The sequence below is a fragment of the Archangium violaceum genome, assembly GCF_016887565.1.
Classification (GTDB): Bacteria; Myxococcota; Myxococcia; order Myxococcales; family Myxococcaceae; genus Archangium; species Archangium violaceum_B.
Genome location: NZ_CP069396.1, coordinates 8,111,269 through 8,129,529, shown reverse-complemented (window position 1 = coordinate 8,129,529; position 18,261 = coordinate 8,111,269). Strand labels below are relative to the sequence as shown.

11 protein-coding genes and 1 CRISPR repeat array are annotated in these 18,261 nt (G+C 68.6%); of the genes, 8 read left to right on the top strand and 3 right to left on the bottom strand.

Annotated features, from left to right (window positions below):
* Positions 1-7: 7 nt before the first annotated feature.
* Positions 8-1,237, bottom strand: coding sequence for an energy transducer TonB family protein (locus JRI60_RS32385; protein WP_239469829.1), 1,230 nt, complete (start codon positions 1,235-1,237; stop codon positions 8-10).
* A 195-nt stretch (positions 1,238-1,432) separates the two neighbouring features.
* Entirely contained in the window at positions 1,433-3,181 is a 1,749-nt protein-coding gene (locus JRI60_RS32380; protein ID WP_204219794.1) for a SpoIID/LytB domain-containing protein, read from the bottom strand.
* 136 nt (positions 3,182-3,317) lie between these two features.
* Between JRI60_RS32380 and JRI60_RS32375 the strand changes: the two genes are divergently transcribed.
* From JRI60_RS32375 to JRI60_RS32355, 5 genes are all read left to right on the top strand, one after another.
* On the top strand, positions 3,318-4,952 hold the full coding sequence (locus JRI60_RS32375) for a right-handed parallel beta-helix repeat-containing protein (RefSeq protein ID WP_204219793.1): 1,635 nt from the start codon (positions 3,318-3,320) through the stop codon (positions 4,950-4,952).
* A 397-nt stretch (positions 4,953-5,349) separates the two neighbouring features.
* A complete protein-coding gene (locus JRI60_RS32370; RefSeq protein ID WP_204229182.1) occupies positions 5,350-6,765 on the top strand; it encodes a Do family serine endopeptidase in 1,416 nt (471 codons plus the stop codon).
* Between the two features lie 138 nt (positions 6,766-6,903).
* Positions 6,904-7,077: a DUF5670 family protein gene (locus tag JRI60_RS32365; protein ID WP_204219792.1), complete on the top strand. Its 174-nt coding sequence runs from the start codon at positions 6,904-6,906 to the stop codon at positions 7,075-7,077.
* A 10-nt stretch (positions 7,078-7,087) separates the two neighbouring features.
* Positions 7,088-9,646 carry a bifunctional lysylphosphatidylglycerol flippase/synthetase MprF gene (gene mprF / locus JRI60_RS32360; protein ID WP_204219791.1) on the top strand — a complete coding sequence of 853 codons (2,559 nt, stop codon included), beginning with the start codon at positions 7,088-7,090 and terminating at the stop codon, positions 9,644-9,646.
* The gene (locus tag JRI60_RS32355; protein WP_239469827.1) at positions 9,643-11,124 is read left to right on the top strand and encodes an AcvB/VirJ family lysyl-phosphatidylglycerol hydrolase; all 1,482 of its coding nucleotides are present in this window, start codon (positions 9,643-9,645) and stop codon (positions 11,122-11,124) included. The genes mprF and JRI60_RS32355 overlap by 4 nt, the downstream gene beginning before the upstream one ends.
* A 689-nt stretch (positions 11,125-11,813) precedes the next feature.
* On the opposite strand, the gene JRI60_RS32350 is transcribed toward JRI60_RS32355, so the two are convergent.
* Positions 11,814-12,353, bottom strand: a complete 540-nt coding sequence (locus JRI60_RS32350; protein ID WP_204219790.1) for a hypothetical protein — start codon at positions 12,351-12,353, stop codon at positions 11,814-11,816.
* Between the two features lie 216 nt (positions 12,354-12,569).
* Here JRI60_RS32350 and istA point away from each other — a divergent pair, with 216 nt between their 5' ends.
* The 3 genes from istA (at position 12,570) to JRI60_RS32335 (ending at position 16,005) form a co-directional block, all read left to right on the top strand.
* Positions 12,570-14,084, top strand: coding sequence for an IS21 family transposase (istA, locus tag JRI60_RS32345; protein WP_204219789.1), 1,515 nt, complete (start codon positions 12,570-12,572; stop codon positions 14,082-14,084).
* 118 nt (positions 14,085-14,202) lie between these two features.
* Entirely contained in the window at positions 14,203-14,961 is a 759-nt protein-coding gene (gene istB / locus JRI60_RS32340) for an IS21-like element helper ATPase IstB (protein WP_204219788.1), read from the top strand.
* A gap of 226 nt (positions 14,962-15,187) precedes the next feature.
* Positions 15,188-16,005, top strand: a protein-coding gene (locus tag JRI60_RS32335; protein ID WP_430384330.1) for an IS5 family transposase whose coding sequence is annotated in 2 segments (ribosomal slippage) — positions 15,188-15,530 and positions 15,530-16,005 — 819 coding nt in all. Because the reading frame shifts where the segments join, the coding sequence is not laid out codon by codon here.
* A gap of 285 nt (positions 16,006-16,290) precedes the next feature.
* A CRISPR array of direct repeats spans positions 16,291-17,606; the repeat unit is 36 nt; unit sequence GTCCCGCTCGCCGTGATGCCGAGAGGCGTTGAGCAC.
* Positions 17,607-18,261 lie beyond the last annotated feature (655 nt).

The following is an 18,261-nucleotide window of genomic DNA, read 5'->3' as shown; positions in this document are numbered from 1 at the left end:
TAATGCGTCAGTTGGGCTGCCGGAAGAGGCGCATCCGCGGGCCGCCGCCCATCTCCATGAAGAATCCGAACGAGAAGCGCACCTTGGAGTCGTTCTCCAGCAGGCCGGGCGGCGGATTGGGGAAGGGCTGGGCCCGCTTGAAGGACTCGATGGCCTCCAGGTCCAGGAAGTCCAGCCCGCTGCTCTTCTCGATGGTGATGTCCGCCACCTGTCCGCGCTCGTCCAGGGTGACGCTGAGCAGCGTGTAGCGATCCTTGCCGCTGTAGGTCTGGCCGGTGGGATCCCTCCGCACCAGCGCCGCGTTCGGGTTCCACTGCGTGCCCACGCTCTGCTTCACCCGGTTGAAGAAGCTGGCGTACTTCCACTCGCGGGTGTTGAGGAAGGTGCCCTCGCCCTCGTCCACGTCCTTGAGGTGATCATTGGGCGCCCCGCCGATGATCTGATCCATCACCGCCTGCGAGGGCATCAGCTTCGCGATGCCCGGGGAGCCCGCGCGGCCCTCGGAGCCGTCCTCGCCCTCGCCCGAGCCCATCTGGATGCGCATCCGCTTGGAGTTGCCGACCACCTCGTCGCTCTCGTTGCGGTTGGCCACGTCCATGCCGGGGCCCGGCGCGTTGGGATCCTGCTTGAGGGCGATCTCCTGCTTGCGCCTGGCATCGGGCAGCTCGAAGGCGGGCTTCTGGCCGCCCTTGTTCATCGGCTTGTCATCCGCGCCCAGGCCGTTGTTGCCCGCTACCTGGCCGCTCTCCTCGCTCACGCCCGAGCCCTCGCGCGCGCTGCGCGCCGTCGTCCGCGGCATGGCGTTGCGGTAGTGGGCCGTCTGCTCCTTCGCGCGCGTCTCCTTCTCCACCTTGTTGTGGGTCTCGGCGAGGTGCTTGGCGTCCGGGGCCTCCTGCTGGTTGCCGGGGGCCACGTCCACCACCTGCCCGTCCGGGCGCTTCTCCGGCTCCTTCTTCTTCTCCACCGGCTTGTTGGAGGGGGGAGCGTTGAGATTCGGAATCTGCTGCCCGCGGTTCTTCGCCCAGTCCTGGGCGCTCAGCGGCCGGATGGCCACGGCGCTCGCCGGCTTGGCGGGGCGGGGAGGAGCCGGCTGGAGGACGGAGAAGAGGATCAGGAGGCCGACGAGGGCGCCCTGGACCAGCAGGGCGAGCAGGAAGGCAATGAGGTAGCGGACGGGGTGATTCCGTCTGCGCCTGCGCCTGAACCCCTGCTCTGGAACCGAAGGACCTGTCGACACGCGTGCTGATGATAACCCCCGAGCGTGCTCGCTACTCCCGAGTCGTTTTCGAGGTGACATCCCGGATGGGAACCCGTGTGAATCCCCTCTCCCCCTGGGAGAGGGTCAGGGTGAGGGTAATCCTTTTCCGTGCCCTCATGAAGCGTCGACCCTCACCCCCGTCCCCTCTCCCAGAGGGGGAGAGGGGGGAATCCATCAATAGATGGGAGCGACCTCGGCACCGTTGAAGTAGAAACGGAGGATGTCCCTGTAGCGCTGCCCGGCCTCGGCCCGGCCGATGGCGCCCGTCTGGCACATGCCCACCCCGTGGCCCCAGCCGCCGCCCCGGAAGCGCCAGCCGGTGAGGTGGCCCTCGGCGTCCCGCTCCTCCTCCACCAGGGCCATGGCGCTGTTGAGCATCCCGAAGAGGCGGCGGATGTTCAGCTCGCCGCGAACCTGGGTGACCCCGCGCTCGCCCGCCAGGGTGAGGGTGCGTGCCCGGCCGGACACTCCCCGCTCCCCCAGGCTCAGCGCGTGTACCGGGCCGATGCCCAGGTGCGCGGTGAGCGCGTTGACCTGCTCCACGCTGAAGCGCTTCTCCCAGCGGTACTTGCTGGGCTGGGCGAAGGTGGAGAGCCGGCAGGCGGTGGGCAGCTCCGCGCGCAGGTACTCGGCCAGCGAGTCGGGGGTGGGAAGCCCCTCGGTGGGGCCCAGCACGTCCGGTCTGCCGCGCAGGCTCGGGTTGGGCGGGCCTCCCCAGACGACGTCGTTGTCCTCCGTGTGGCCGCCACACACGGCGCTGTACACCGAGTCCACCAGTCGCCCGTCCGCGGAGAAGAGTCCCTCGCCGCGCGTGGCCTCCACGGCCGCGCTCGTGCTGGCCGCCTCGCCCGAGCGGCCCTTGTACACCGCGCAGTGCTGCTCGGAGCACAGCAGGAAGGGGTCCGCCAGGTGCTTGATGCCCACCTTCGCCAGCACCTCGCCGCGCGCCGTCACCGCCTGCGCCTTCAGCGCCTCCGGGTGCGCGCGGGCGTAGATCTCCGAGGGCACCAGCCCCTTCAGCAGCTCCTCCAGCTTCACCAGGTTCACCACCGCCAGCGTCCCGTGGCGATCCACGACGATCTGCAGCGTGCCCCGGAAGCTCCGGTCCTCGAAGCCGTGGTTGTCGTAGCCGACGTCGTGCTCCACCTGCCGCACGTCGAAGCCGGCGTCGTCCAGCGTCTCCGCGTACACGGTGTCCTGGGCCAGCCCCATCACATTGCCCGTGTCGTCCCGCACCTCGAGGATGGCGCGTGAGGGGGTACGGACCTCCTCGAAGAGGGTGGTGCGCACGCCGAACTGCCGCAGCAGCTCCGCCTGGCGCTCGGGGGCCTGTTTCGGGGTGAGCTCCTCGTCCAGCAACAGCAGGTAGCGCCGGTTGTCGATGACCTTTCCGGCGATGCCGTAGAGCGCACCGAGCACGTGCACGCGCACCGCCAGGCCCCGGGCCTGCCACTGCGACTGCGCCTCCGACAGTCCCGCCTTGTCCCGGAAGGGCAGCTCCGCGAGCTGGATGCGCGCGGACAGCACCGCGGGCGTGCCGTCCGTCTCGCGCACCGTCCACAGCGAGCCGGCGGGGGCCTCCAGCATCCGCTCCACCTCTCCGCCGAAGCGCAGCCGCATGCGCCCCTTCGGAGAGAAGCGCACCTCATGGCGGCCCTGCATCAACCCGATGGGCACCTGCGGATCCCCGCCCCGGAAGTCGAGGCGCTTGAGGCTGCCGGGAGTGGGCAGCGCATCGGGAGGAGGCGTGGCCTCGGGGCGCGGAGCCGGAGGCTCGCCCGTGGCGGCGGGGCTCGCGACGGAGGGCGCGGGAGTGGGGACCTCGGACCGGAGGGGCTCCCTGGCCGCGGAAGGCGCGGGCCGTGGTGGAGCGGCGCAGGTGACGAGGAGGAGCGCGAGGAGCGGTGGACCGGCCTTGAGCAAAGCCCCCCGACGCTACCCGTGGATGGCGCCGCCCGCCACCTCCTGGCAGGAGTCCAGGCGGGCAAGGGGCGGGGGTGGCGAATACGGGCGGCCCTGGCGGGGGTTCCCCCTGCTCATGAGAATCCAAGGAGGCAAGATGAGGAAGACTCCAGCGGCCCTTCTGGCCGCTTGCTCGCTGACCCTGGGCCTCTGGGCCTGTGGTGGTGCCGGTTCCCCGGAGGGGGACGGACAGCCGGGCACGCAGGACAATGCTCCGCGCCTCGATTCGCCCGCGTCCTCCAACAAGGAGCCGGGTGACCCGACCCCCATCGGCGCGCAGCCCGTGGCGAACACGCCCGTGGAGGACCTGCCCTCGCACGAGGGCCACTCGCCCATCGCCGAGCCGTCGCCACAGCCGGGGCTGGTCAAATCCGAGCCCGCGCCCGCTCCGTCCCGCTTCACGCGGGAGTGGGTGGTGAGCCCCTCCGGCAACGACACCGGAGACGGGAGCGCGGCCCAGCCGTTCCGCTCCATCGCCAAGGCCATCTCCATGGCCGGTCCGGGCGAGGGCATCCGCGTGCTCGCGGGCACCTACGCCGAGCGCGTCGTGCTCGGAGACAACGCCAAGGCCGGCTCGGAAGGCGCACCCATCACCCTACAGGGCGAGGGCAAGCCGCGGATCGTCCCGGGTCCGGGTTCTGGCGCGCTCATCCAGTTCCGGCGGCCGCACTGGGTGGTGGATGGCTTCGAGGTCGATGTGCAGCGGCAGCCGTTCTACGCGGTGACCTTCCAGGGCAACGTGAAGGGCTCGGTGCTGGCCAACTCGGAACTGCACCACGGTGCCCTTGGCGCGGCCGTCACCACGTTCGACAGCGCGACCGGGGCGACGGTCGAGAACAATCACATCCACGACTTCGTGAAGAACTCGGGCAACCAGGACTCGCACGGCGTCGTGTTGCAGCCCACCTCGCGCGACATCACGGTGCGCAACAACGACATCCACGACAACTCGGGTGACTCGGTGCAGTGCCTGGGCCCCGAGGGCTTCAGCTCGCTGCCGCCCGCGGACGGGCTGCTCGTCGAGAACAACCACTTCTACGCCAACCGCGAGAACGCGGTGGACATCAAGACGTGCCACAACATCACCATCCGCAACAACAAGATGCACGGCTTCAAGCCGAGCTCCACGGCGAAGGGTGACGCGGTGGTGGTCCACTACTCCGCGCGCAACGTGACGATTGAAGACAATGAGATCTACGACTCGGGGAAGGGCATCTCGGTGGGAGGAAACCACGAGGGTCCCGTGCCGAGCGGCGTGGTGGTGAGGCGCAACCGCGTCCACGACATCACCAAGGCGGGTGGTGGAGAGGGGACGGGCATCCGCTTCGAGAACTCCGAGGGCGCGGTGCTGGTGAACAACACGGTGACGCGCGTGGCGGGTGCGGCGATCATCATCGGCCATGGCACCGGTGGCGCGACGAGCAACCTCACGTTGAAGAACAACCTGGTCTCGGAGTCGCCGGTGGCGGTGGACCTGGGTGGTCAGTGCCCGGGGCTGAAGGCGGGGAACAACCTGTTCCCCTCGAGTGCGCAGTTCAAGCGCGGCGGTGCGCCGGTGGACCTGGTGGGCTTCCAGCAGGCCGCGGGAGACAGCACCTCCAGCGCGGGTGATGCGGGTGCGGCTCCGCCGACCTTCGGGCCGAGCTCGGCCGCGGTGGACCGGGGTGGGGACGTGGGCCTGCCCTACTGCGGTGGTGCCCCCGACATCGGAGCGGTGGAGACCGGCTGCTGAGCCGAGGTCCAGCAGGTGTCTTGGATTGCGCATGCGCCCTCTCCCTGCTGGGAGAGGGCGGGGGGGAGGGTCGTCGCCCGCGGCCCTCGTCCCTCAATTCCTCTCATGGTGAACAGAGGAAGAATGCCCCATGCCACGGGGCGGAGGGCATTTCGCCCCATTCACAGACTGAAACACGCGCTCGGGAATAAAGTGCTGGCTCGAAGCGCCCGAGGGAGAAGGTGTCTGGCCGCTGGGAGGAGAAGCGGCTCCGAGCAAGAGGTGCCGCCATGGCGCGGCCCATGCACAGGGGATGCTCCCGAACGATGCACTGGGTATGGAGCCCGGTTCGAAAGGAGCCACCGTGTCTTCTCCCTTCTCCTCTCGCCTCGCCGCGCGCGGAGTGCTGTTTCCCCTGATGGTGCTGGCCGCCTGTGGCCAGGCCATCGGTTCGACTGCCTTCCCATCCCCTCCTGCGCGGACGACGAGCGCGTCCCAGGAGACCCCCGCCATCCCGTCCGTCTCGGTTCCCACGCCCGGCTCACTCGCTCCGCTGGTGGAGTCGGTGAAGGGGGCCGTCGTGAACGTCGAGGTGCAGGCGCGCGAGCCCGTCGCCGCCCGGGGCCAACTCCGCCTGCCTCCGGGGTGGGCCGAGCAGTTCGGTCTGCCGGAACTACCCCAGGGCAATGCGCGAGGCCCCGTCCAGCAGGGCCTGGGCTCGGGTTTCATCATCGACGCCAAGGGGCTCGTGCTCACCAACAACCACGTGGTGGAGAACGCGGAGCGGGTGCGCGTGAAGCTCGACGATGGGCGGGCCTTCGATGCCAGGGTGCTCGGGAGGGATCCGCTCACGGATGTGGCGGTGCTGCAACTGGAGGACGCGCCCGGGGAGCTGCCCTTCGTCAAGCTGGGGGACTCGGACGCGATGCGCGTGGGCGACTTCGTCCTCGCCATTGGCAATCCCTTCGGCCTCGCGTCCAGCGTGAGCTCGGGGATCGTCTCGGCCCGTGCCCGGGACATCCACGCGGGACCCTATGACGAATTCCTCCAGACGGATGCCGCCATCAATCCGGGCAACTCGGGCGGCCCGCTCTTCAACTTGAAGGGCGAGGTCATCGGCATGAACACGGCCATTGTCCGGGAGGCCACGGGCATCGGGTTCGCCGTGCCGAGCAACCTCATCCACACGCTGCTGCCCCGGCTGGAGAAGGAGGGCGCCGTGCGCCGAGGCTGGCTGGGCCTGGCGGCGCAGGATCTCACGCCGGATCTGGCTCGCGCGCTGGGGCTCAACGTCGAAAAGGGCGCCGTCATCGCCGACCTCAATCCCGGAGGCCCCGGCGCCAGGGCGGGGCTCCAGGACAACGACGTCATCACCCAGGTGGACGACACGCCCATCGTGTCGGCGGGCAATCTCACACGGGCCGTGGGCCTGATGCGGCCCGACACCCAGGTCGACGTCCACGTGTTGCGAGAGGGCAAGCCCCGGGAGCTGAAGGTGACGCTCGGCACGCGGCCCGCGCAGCGGGGAGAGCCCGCGGTGCCCACCCGCGAGGAGGACAGCGCGCCCGCGAAGGGGCGTCTGGGAATGAGGCTGGCGGATGACCCCGAGGGCCAGGGCGTGCGCGTGGTGCAGGTGGAGCCGGGCAGCCCGGCGGACCGGGCGGAGTTGCCTCCGGGCACGCTGCTGATCCAGGTGGGCGAGCAGAAGGTCGCCAGCGCGCGTGAGGCGGCCGAGGCGCTGCGCTCGGCGAAGCCCGGCAGCATGCTCCTCTTGCGCATCCAGCCGCCGGGCTCGGACGTCCCGCTGTTGCGCGCCCTGCCCGTGCCGTCCTGAGTCGGGGGCAGGCGCTGACACGCTCCTCCTCCCGCGGCCGGGCGGGCGGAGGAGATTCCGGAGCCAGGGGCAGCGGGCTGGCAGGCGCGTGCTACCAGCCCGAGGGGACGTCCCTATCTTCCGAGGCAGGAGGCCCCCATGGACTTGAAGAACATCGCCTGGTTCGCGCTCGTGCTGTTCGCCGTCTGGGTTGTCGCGGGCCTGATCTTCAAGGCCGCTGGGGCGGCCATCCACCTGCTGCTCCTCGCGGCGGTCGTGCTGGGCATCATCAGCCTCGTCTCGCGCGTCCGCCGGCCCGGCCGCTCCGTGTAGCAACCCGCCGATGCCCGAGCGGCTACAAAAAGTGAAGCGGATCCTCGTCGCGGTGCTCCCCCTCATCCTCCTGGGGATGGCGGGCTATGTGCTGCACCGAGAGCTGTCGCACTTCCCGCGCGGCGAGGTAGCGGTGGGGCTCGCGTCCATTTCCGCCCACCGCATCCTGCTGGCGCTGGCCGTCACGGTGCTGAACTACTTCGCCCTCACGCTGTACGACGTGCTGGCGCTGGGTCACGTGGGGCGCCCGCTTCCGTACCCGCGTGTGGGCTTCACCTCCTTCGTCGGCTACGCGTTCGGGCACAACATCGGCCTGTCCTTCCTCAGCGGTGGCTCGGTGCGCTACCGGCTGTACTCCGCCTGGGGGCTCACCGCGCTGGACGTGGCGCAGGTGGCGGCCTTCAATTCGCTCACCTTCTGGGTGGGGCTGGCGGCGGTGACGGGCACGTCGCTGCTGGTGGAGGGCGGCGGTGGGGTGTTGCCGCTGTCGCCAGGGCTGGCGCGCGCGTTGGGCGCGGGGTCGTGGGTGCTGCTGGTGGGCTACTTCGCGGCGTGCGTGAGATTCCGCGAGCCGCTGCGCATACGCGGGCTGGAGCTGTCATTTCCCACGCCCAGGCGGGCCCTGAGGCAACTCGCCGTATCCTGTGCGGACTGGATGTTGGCGGCGACGGTCCTCTGGGTGCTGTTGCCACCAGAGGCGGGGATATCGCTGCCGTCGCTCACGGCGCTGTTCGCGCTGGCACAACTGGCGGGTATCGCCAGCCAGGTACCCGCGGGGCTCGGGGTCTTCGAGTCGGTGATGCTGGCGGCGCTGTCGCCCCGCGTGCCCGCGTCGCACCTGCTGGGCGTGCTGCTCGTCTACCGCATCGTCTACTACCTGGTGCCCTTCAGCGCGGCGGCGTTGATGCTGGCGGGCAACGAGCTGGTGCAGCGCCGCCGTCAGCTGACGCGCCTGGCACGGGTGGTGCGGACCTCGTTCGCGCCGGTGGTGCCCTGGGTGGCGTCCGCGGGGGCGTTCGTCGCGGGCGCGGTGCTGCTGTTCTCCGGAGCCACGCCCACCGTCTCCGAGCGCCTGGGCGTGCTGCGCCTCCTGGTGCCGCTGCCGCTGCTGGAGGTGTCGCACTTCCTGGGCAGCCTGGCCGGCATCTCGCTGGTGCTGCTGGCTCGCGGCCTCCAGCGGCGGCTGGACGGAGCCTACGTGCTGACGGAGGTGCTGCTGGTGGCGGGCGCGGTGTTCTCCCTGGTGAAGGGCGTGGACTACGAGGAGGCGACGCTGCTGCTGGTGCTGGCCGCGGCGCTGGCGCCCTTCCGCCGGCAGTTCTACCGGCACACCTCGCTCTTCGCGGAGGCCTTCAGCCCGGGGTGGTTGCTGGCCACCGTGGTGGTGGTGGGCGCCTCGGTGGGGTTGGGCTTCTTCTCGTACCGGCACGTGGACTACAGCCAGGACCTGTGGTGGCGGTTCACCTTCAGCGGGGATGCTCCGCGCTTCCTGCGGGCCACGGTGGGCGTGCTGACCCTGGCGCTGGTGTTCGGCGTGAAGGTGCTGCTGAGTCCGGCCGGGGCTCGCACGCATCCTCCGACACCCGAGGAGCTGGCGCGGGTGCGCCCGCTGGTGACACACGCGCCCGAATCCATGGCGTACCTGGCCCTGGTGGGGGACAAGTCGCTGCTGCTCAACGAGGAGGGCACCGCCTTCCTCATGTACAGCGTGGCCGGGCGGAGCTGGGTGTGCATGGGAGATCCGGTGGGCCCGGCGGATGACGCCACGGAGCTGGCGTGGCGTTTCCGCGAGCTGGCGGATCGGCACCACGGCTGGGCGTGCTTCTATCAGGTGGGCCCCGGCGCGCTGCCGCGCTACCTCGACATGGGGTTGATGCTGCTGAAGCTCGGAGAGGAGGCCACGGTGCCACTCGAGGACTTCAGCCTGGAGGGGCCGGAGCGCAAGAGCCTGCGTCAGAGCGTGCATAGGCTGGAGCGCGAGGGTTACACCTTCGAGGTGCTGCCGCGCGAGGCGGTGCCGGAGTGGCTGCCCCAGCTTCAGGCCATCTCCGATGCGTGGTTGGAGGAGAAGCACACGCGCGAGAAGGGTTTCAGCCTGGGGTACTTCGCGCCGCGCTATCTGGAGGAAGGGCCCGTGGCGGTGGTTCGCCATGAAGGAAAACTGGTGGGCTTCGCGAACGTGTGGGCGCCCGAGGTGAAGGAGGAGCTGAGCGTGGACCTCATGCGCTACCAGCCGGGCGGCCCACGCGGGCTGATGGACTTCCTCTTCGCCTCGCTCATGCAGTGGGGGCGCCAGCAGGGCTTCCACCACTTCAACCTGGGCATGGCGCCCTTCAGCGGCTTCCAGCAGCGCAACCTCGCGCCCGGCTGGAGCCGACTGGGCATGCTCATCTTCCGGCACGGTGAGCACTTCTACAATTTCCAGGGGCTGCGCCAGTACAAGGAGAAGTTCCACCCGGACTGGACACCGCGCTACCTGGCGTCTCCGGGCGGACTGGCGCTGCCGGGCGTGCTCACGGGGGTCGCCTCGCTGGTGTCGCGGGGGCTCGCCGGAGTGGTGACGCGATGAGGAACCGCACGGCGTGGCTGGTGGTGGGAATGGTGTTCGCGGTGGTGGCGGGCGTGACGGACAGGGGACTGGCCGCGCCAGCGCCGAGGGGGAACAGCGAGACGTTGAACCTGGGCGGGCGGTTCGGCCACGTCTCGGTGGTGAGACCTCCGTCGGGTGTGCCCACCACCGTGGCGTTGCTGCTGACGGAGGGGCCGGCGGACCAGGGACGCGGGGCGGAGCTGGCCTCGGCGCTGGCGGCTCATGGCGCGTTGGTTCTGGGTGTGGACGCGAACGCGTACCTGCGCTCGGTGGAGAAGAGCAAGCGCTGCGCGTACCCGGCGGGCGACCTGGAGTTGCTGAGCCAGGGTTATCAGCGGCATGCGAGCCTTCCCGAGTACCTCCACCCCGTACTGGTCGGGGACGGACCGGGCGCGGCCCTCGTGTACGCGGCACTGGCTCAGGCGCCGCCGGGTACGTTCCGCGGCGCGGTGAGCGTGGACTTCAGCCCGGAGCTCGAGACCTCCGCGGCCTTCTGCCCGGGCTCGGGCCTGGTGCGTACGCGCGACAGGGAAGGGCGCCGCGAGCGGCTGGCACCCGCCCGGGCCTTGTACGAGCCCTGGGTGGTGCTGGCCGCCGAGCTGGATCCGGCGCACACGCCGAAAGCCGCACGCGCCTTCACCCAATCATTGAAGACCGCGAGTGTGAAGGAGGTGCCCGGTCCGGGACTACGTCGCGGGCCCGTGGAGGTGTGGAAGGGCCCGCTGCTGGCCGCCTATGACATGGCGGCCGTCCCGCTCGCGTCCGAGCGGCTGCCGGCGCCCCAGTCGAAGCTCCCCCCGGCCGCGAGCGGCGGGACGGTGCCAGCTCCACCGGAGAAGGTGGATGACCTGCCCCTGGTGGAGGTGCCAGCGGTGAAGCCGGAAGGCGATACGCTGGTGCTCCTCGTCTCGGGGGACGGCGGCTGGGCGAGCATGGACCAGCATGTGGCCAGTGCAATGACGGAGCAGGGTATCCCGGTGGTGGGGTTGAATTCCTTGCGCTACTTCTGGAAGCGCCGCACACCGGAGGAGGCGTCGGCGGACGTGGCACGCGCGCTGCGCCACTACCTGGCCGCTTGGAGCCGGCAACGCGTGGTGCTGGTGGGCTACTCGCGCGGGGCGGACGTGGTGCCGGCCATCGCCGCGGGATTGCCCTCGGACCTGCGCGAGCGGTTGCGGCTGCTGGCCCTCATCGCCCCGGGGAAGGAGGCCGAGTTCGAGGTGCACGTGACGGACATCTTTGGTGGCAAGGGGCAGCCCACGCATCCGCTCCTGCCCGACATCCAGGCGTTGAGCGGCACGCCCGTGCTCTGTCTTTACGGAGACGAGGAGAAGACGGAAAGTCTGTGCCCGGACCTGAACGACGTGCCCGGCGCGCGCTCGGTGATGCTCAAGGGAGGGCACCACTTCGACGGAGACTACGCCAGCGTCGCGCGTGCCATTCTCCAGATGCTGTGAACTTCGCGCGAATGGAACATGAGACGCCACGGCAGGCCGCCCATGAGTTGCTGAGCCTCTTGGAAGGGCCACCCGATGACCCCAGAGTGGCCGTGACGGGCTACTGGAAGGCCGTGATGCCGAGAGGCGTTGAGCACCCGACGTGGGGGAGGCGCCAGTTCCACATCTGTTACCGCGCACGCTTGTTGATGGAGATTTGGACCGGCTGGTTGATGGGCATCAATGAAGATGAGCGGGCCTGGCGCAGGCTGGTTGATGGGCATCAACGAGGATGCGCCGGCCTGGCGCAGGCTCGGTGATGGAGCCATCATCTTCCATGCGCGCGGGGAGGGCACGTCCGATGAGTGTCTGAGGCTGGGGCAAGGTTGTGCGCTGCTTCTGGCGTTGGGCTCGCACCGACTTGGGCTCGCCAGCGTCGGCGTGCCGTCCATGCCATGGGCACCGGCCGGTGCCGTCAGCGGCTCCAGGCAATCCGGGGACGGGCAGCAGATGGGGCCCGCGGAGCACGAGTCAGACTCCATGCCGTGAGGGTCGAGCGCATGTGCTGCCTCCGGTGAGGCCCTGTCGGCCCCGGGGCCGACAGGGCCTGGGTGCAGGACATACCTTCAGCGTGCCCGGCCGAGAGCGGACCGGGAAGGGGACTTGTCGGGTGGGTGAAGCTGTCGGACCCTGGGCTCGAGGTCTGTCCCTCACTGAGCGCGCGCGGCGCCCAGGAATGCCTGCACACTCAGGGGCGGGGAGGGAGCGGCGGGCGGGGCGTAGCCGGCCACGACGCTGGCCACGTGGGCAGCGGCCTTGCGCGGGTGCCAGTGCGGCGGCCAGGGGCGCATGGTGTGCACCTGTACGAGCAGTTGCCCCTGGTGCACGGCGCGCAGCCAGCGCAGCGGCGTGCGCCAGCGCCCGGCTTCACTGGCGCCTGTGTGCTTCCAGGGGTTGACCAGGCGGCGCACGGCTTCCATCCCCATCCCCACCAACCCCCACAGCGCCAGGGCCCACGCCATGGCCGCCACCGAGTACAGCCGCCGCCACGTCACTTCCCAGGGCACCACCGTGCACGTGCCACCGCACGCCTGGCAGCGGTAGCGCCGCACCTGCACCACCCGCACCTGCGCCTGCTGCCCGGGTTGGGCAGGGCCTCGCACCTGACGGCTGCGCGTGCCATGCCCCTGCAACACCATGCCGCCCCCCACCGGCCGGCTGGCCGCTCCACACTGCGTGCACCGGACCATCGCGATCACCGATTCCGGAGCAAGCCGATCACCGATTCCGGAGCAAGCCGATCACCGATTCCGGAGCAAGCCGATCGGTGACACGGACGTAGGGATGACGGATGCAGTCCAAGGGGTCATCCCCGGAGTCATGGGAGCGGAGAAGACGCTGGACGTCACATGGAAGCAGGCTGCCTCCCTCGCAAGGAGGAGGACCTGGCCGCACCGAGGATGTCCATGAGGAAGCTACGAGAGATTCTGAGACTACACCTGGAAATGGGACTGACCGGCAGGGCGATAGCGCGCAGCTGCGGACTGTCACCGAGCACGGTGAGCGATTACCTGGGCCGGATAAAGCTGGCGCGGCTGAACTGGCCACTGCCGGCGGAGCTGGACGATGACGCAGCTCTGGAGCAGCTGCTCTTCCCCGACGAGCACAAGCCGAAGCTCAATCGCCCGGAGCCCGACTTCGCGCGAATCCACGAGGAGCTTCGGCGCAAGCACGTCACCAAGCAATTGCTGTGGCAGGAGTACCGGGAGCAGCACCCGGATGGCTACCAGTACAGCCAGTTCTGCGAGCACTACGCGCGCTGGTGCGCGCAACTGTCGGTGACGATGCGGCAGACGCACCGGGCCGGAGAGAAGGGCTTCGTGGACTTCAGCGGGGATGGGCTCGAGCTGGTGGTGCCCGAGACGGGGGAGAGGCAGAAGGTGAAGCTCTTCCTCTTCGTGCTGGGCGCCAGCAGCTACACCTACGTGGAGCCGGTGCTGGGGGAGGACCTGGCCACGTGGGTGGGCTGCCACAGCCGAGCGCTGGAGTACTTTGGCGGCGTGCCTCAGGTGGTGGTGCCCGACAATCTCAAGGCGGCAGTGCAGCGGCCTGACCGGTACGAGCCGGAGCTCAACCCCACCTACGCGGAGCTGGCCCGGCACTACGGTTTCGCCGTCATTCCCGCGCGCGTGCGCAAGCCGCGAGACAAGGCGAAGGTGGAGGCCGCGGTGCTGCTGGCCGAGAGGTGGATTCTGGCCGTGCTGCGCCACCAGCGCTTCAGCACGTTGCAGCAGGTGCGCGAGGCGGTGCGTCCGTTGCTCGAGAAGCTCAACGAGCGCCCCATGCGCAAGCTGGGCAAGTCGCGGCGGCAGCTCTTCGAGGAGGTGGACCGGCCCGCGCTCAAGCCCCTGCCCGCGGAGCGCTACGAGCTGGCGTGGTGGAAGAAGGCGCGCGTCAACATCGACTACCACATCGAGGTGGACGAGCACCTCTACAGCGTGCCGTACCAGTTAGTGGGCAAGCAGGTGGAAGTACGCGCCACCACGGCGTGCGTCGAAGTCTTCCTCGCAGGCCGTCGCGTCGCCAGCCACCCGCGCGCCAGCGGGCCGCGGCCGACGACGCTGCCCGAGCACATGCCCAGCTCGCACCGCGCCCATGCGCAGTGGACGCCCTCGCGAATACTCGAGTGGGCGGCCAAGGTGGGCCCCTCGACTGCGGCGCTGGCCGAGGAGCTGATGCGTCGGCGCAAACATCCCGAGCAGGGGTTCCGCGCCTGCCTGGGCCTCATCCGCTTGAAGGAGAAGTACGGCCCGGAGCGGTTGGAGCGCGCGTGCGCGCGTGCGCTTCGGCATCGTGCCTGTACCTACGGCAGCGTCGCCGCCATCCTGCGCAACAAGCTGGAAGCCGTGGAGCCGGTGGCCGAGGAGCGCGCCGCGCTGCCCGTCCACGAGAACATCCGCGGCCCTGACTACTACCACTGAGGTGAGAGTCTTCCTCCCCCTCGGGCAGTCCTCGAGCTCTCTGCCCCGGGGGAGCGCGGCGTCGCGCGGTGCGCGCCGCCGCGCGCTATCGCCGAGCTCGCTCACACAGAGGAAAGCCATGCTGATGAAACAGACACTGGAGAAGCTCAAGGCGATGAAGCTGCTGGGGATGGCCAGCTACCTGGAGGGGTGGCTGGACGTGCCTCCCACGCAGGACGTCAGCGCGTCCGAGTTGCTCGGGCTGCTGGTGGACGCCGAGTGGACGCAGCGAGAGAACCGCAAGCTCTCCCTGCGGTTGAAGAACGCGAAGCTGCGGCAGCCGGCATGCGTGGAGGACATCGACTACGCCCACGCCCGAGGGCTGACGAGGGCCCAGGTGGTGGAGCTGGCCTCGTGCCGCTGGGTGGCCGCCCACCAGAACGTCCTGCTCACCGGGCCGACGGGAATGGGCAAGAGCTACCTGGCGTGCGCGCTGGGCAACAAGGCGTGCCGCGAAGGCTACACGGTGGTGTACCGCAGGGCCTCCCGGCTCTACGACGAGCTGGCCCAGGCGCGGGCCGATGGCACCTGGCGCACGGTGCTGCAGCGCTTGTCCAAGGCGCACGTCTTCATCCTCGACGACTTCGGCTTGGAGCCACTGACGGCCAACGAGCGAAGGGACCTGCTCGAAGTCTTGGAGGACCGGTGTGGAACTGCTTCCACCGTCATCACCTCCCAGCTCGATCCCAAGCAATGGCACGCGCTCATCGGTGATGCGACCGTCGCCGACGCCATCCTCGACCGGGTGGTCCACAACGCCCACCGCATCAAGCTGATGGGCGAGTCCATCCGCAAGCAGCATGGAAAGTTGACGACCGAGCCGAAGCCGGAGAAGTGAGGGGCACCAGCGTCGCTCCGCTCCGATGATCGGCTTCGTCCGGAACAGGTGATCGGCTTCGTCCGGAACGAGTGATCGCGATGGCCGGAATACGCACTTAGAGCTCGTTTCAAAAATGGACCAGGGAGCCTAGGTCATCTGACCTGCCTCCCTGGGATTGTTTCATAAATGAACCGCAGAGGTATCCAGACTTCCCTCTACGTACCTGGTGCTCATCCTCGCAAGCATGAGGCGCGAACTGGTCCCGGACGAGCTGTGGGCGAGGGTGGAGCCGCTGCTGCCACGACATCGCCGCAAAGGGAGAAGAGGTCGTCCATTGCGCGACGATAGGGCGTGCCTGCGGGGCATTATCTTCGTGCTCAGGACGGGCATCGCCTGGAGAGACCTGCCAGCCGAGGTGTTCGGGTGCAGCGGGGCGACGTGCTGGAGGAGGCTGCGAAAGTGGAGCCGAGCAGGAGTCTTCGAGAAGCTCCAGCGGGTGTTGCTGAACGAGTTGGGGCACAAGGGGCTCATTGACTGGAGCCGGGCCTCGTTCGACTCCAGCAGCCTACGGGCGATAAAAGGGGGGCCCAAACAGGCCCGAATCCAACGGACAGAGGAAAGGCGGGCAGCAAGCACCACCTGGTCGTAGACCGCCGGGGCCTGCCGCTGGCCACCTTGCTGTCGGCCGCCAACGTGCACGACAAGCGCGAGGCGCTGCCGCTCCTCGACGCCATCCTCCCCATCAAGGGGCCACGAGGCAGGCCACGCAGGCGTCCGGCGAAAGGGCACGGCGACAAGGGGTACGATTATGCCGATACCCGCCGGGGATTACGGAAGCGCCACATCGTTCCCCGCATCGCCCGCCGAGGCGTGGAGTCGAAGGAGCGTTTGGGACGCCATCGCTGGGTGGTGGAGCGCTCCCTGGACTGGTTCCACCAGATGAAACGCCTGCGGATTCGCGAAGAGCGGAACCCACAGATGCACCTGGCACTCCTTCGCCTTGGCCACTGCCTCCTTCTCTATCGCGTGCTTGAGCGCCATTTACGAAATGGCCCTGAATAGGCAGGGCATGTTACCTGACCTCTCAGGTCCATTTTTGAAACGAGCTCTTAGGGTGTGGAGGGCCCGCCAGCCCTCCCGCCCCGGTTTTTCTTCCCGCTCATCCTTCTTCTCCCCAGGACCTGCCCGGCCCGTCACCGGGCTGTGTGCAGTCGCCCCCCGCGCGATCAGCCCGCGGCTGCTCGCCACCGGTGGGCGCCTGTAGGCGGGACTATACCTCAGCCGTAGGTCTCGGTGGGATAACCTCTTTCGTAGGACTTTGAATCAAGCCTGCCCATGGCGGATCTCGTCCCGCTCGCCGTGATGCCGAGAGGCGTTGAGCACGCGTGGTCCACGTACTGCTGGCACCACGCCTGGAAGTCCCGCTCGCCGTGATGCCGAGAGGCGTTGAGCACCTGTCGCGTAGCAGAGAGGGTGCGCTCCTGAAGGTCCCGCTCGCCGTGATGCCGAGAGGCGTTGAGCACTATCCTTCCGGGGCATTTGTGTTTTGGAGGCTGTAGTCCCGCTCGCCGTGATGCCAAGAGGCGTTGAGCACCCCACCCACAAGTTCGACTCGGGGCACGGGCGTAGTCCCGCTCGCTGTGATGCCGAGAGGCGTTGAGCACGTGTCGCGTGCATCCGCCGCCGTAGCCGCGATCAGCCGTCCCGCTCGCCGTGATGCCGAGAGGCGTTGAGCACTACCCATAGCCGCCGGGGTTGCCGTAATAGGTGGGTCCCGCTCGCCGTGATGCCGAGATGCGTTGAGCACATGTCGGGGGCGTTCTCGACGGTGAACTCCGGGATGTGTCCCGCTCGCCGTGATGCCGAGAGGCGTTGAGCACCTGATGCCCTTCCTCTTCGTCTCAACCCTCGCGGCTGTCCCGCTCGCCGTGATGCCGAGAGGCGTTGAGCACACGTCCACGGGCAGGCTCATCTTGGAGTAGCTCTCGTCCCGCTCGCCGTGATGCCGAGAGGCGTTGAGCACTGGATGTCTCCTGGGTTCCTCGACTGGAGCCCCGTCCCGCTCGCCGTGATGCCGAGAGGCGTTGAGCACAACGTCTTCAGCGTGGCCTACTCCACGGTGGCTGAGTCCCGCTCGCCGTGATGCCGAGAGGCGTTGAGCACGCCACGTCCAGGGACTGGTTGGCGGGGACCGCCAGTCCCGCTCGCCGTGATGCCGAGAGGCGTTGAGCACATCAAAGCTGAGGAGGAACGCGAGAAGGCCGCGAAGTCCCGCTCGCCGTGATGCCGAGAGGCGTTGAGCACAGGGTGTTCGTCTCGGAGAAGGACACGATTAGCCGGTCCCGCTCGCCGTGATGCCGAGAGGCGTTGAGCACGTAGAAGGGGAGTCCGGAATTCTGACGGTTTCGGTCCCGCTCGCCGTGATGCCGAGAGGCGTTGAGCACAAGAGGACCGCCTCCCTGCGCTTCAGCAGGAAGGGCAGTCCCGCTCGCCGTGATGCCGAGAGGCGTTGAGCACCGGACGCGGGCGCTGACGGTGTAGCCGGCGGGACTCGGTCCCGCTAGCCGTGATGCCGAGAGGCGTCGAGCACTTGTTACCGGTGGCCAGCCACGTGCCGGTAATCGCCAGTCCCGCTAGCCGTGATGCCGAGAGGCGTTGAGCACATGAACTTTCTCAGGCTCTTCTGTAGCCGGCCCTCAAGGCGATGGTGTTTCTGTACTGTGGAGGGCTGGTGCTCAACCCGCCGCTGCCGGGGCATGTAGCCATGCGCTGCGGCGGGACTTGCTTGCCCGACGGGCTGTTGCCGGACATCGTCCGGTGATGCGGTCCATGGCCGAACCTCTGGGTCGAGGACCATCGCTGCCGATGTCTTGAACTCTCACCTCCAACCCACGGATTGTGCAGAAGAGCCTGAAATAAGTGGAGCCTCAAACCGAGCCATGTTCCAGTATGAAATAGTACGAATGGTGGACACCGTGAAGACCTTGATCCCCTACATCCTCTTGGTGGCGGGCATTCTGAACGGAGTATTCGCGTCCGGTTGTGCAGTTGGGATGTCCTCCACCTGCTCGACTGGTGCTCACTGCACGGCAAACCCATCCACGTTCCCTGCTCAAGCAGCCGCGACGGACTGCAGACCTGGAGATTCAACGATGGTGTGCTGCATCAAGAAGCACCCATATGATCCTGCCGGAGCCTGCGGTGCCACCACTTCAGACATAGAAGAGGCGATAAAGGCCGGGGCGAAGGTCGAGACCGCTCTACAACGTAGAACGGACGAAGGGGCGGGTGAAGGAGAGGAGGCAGACGATCCCGACG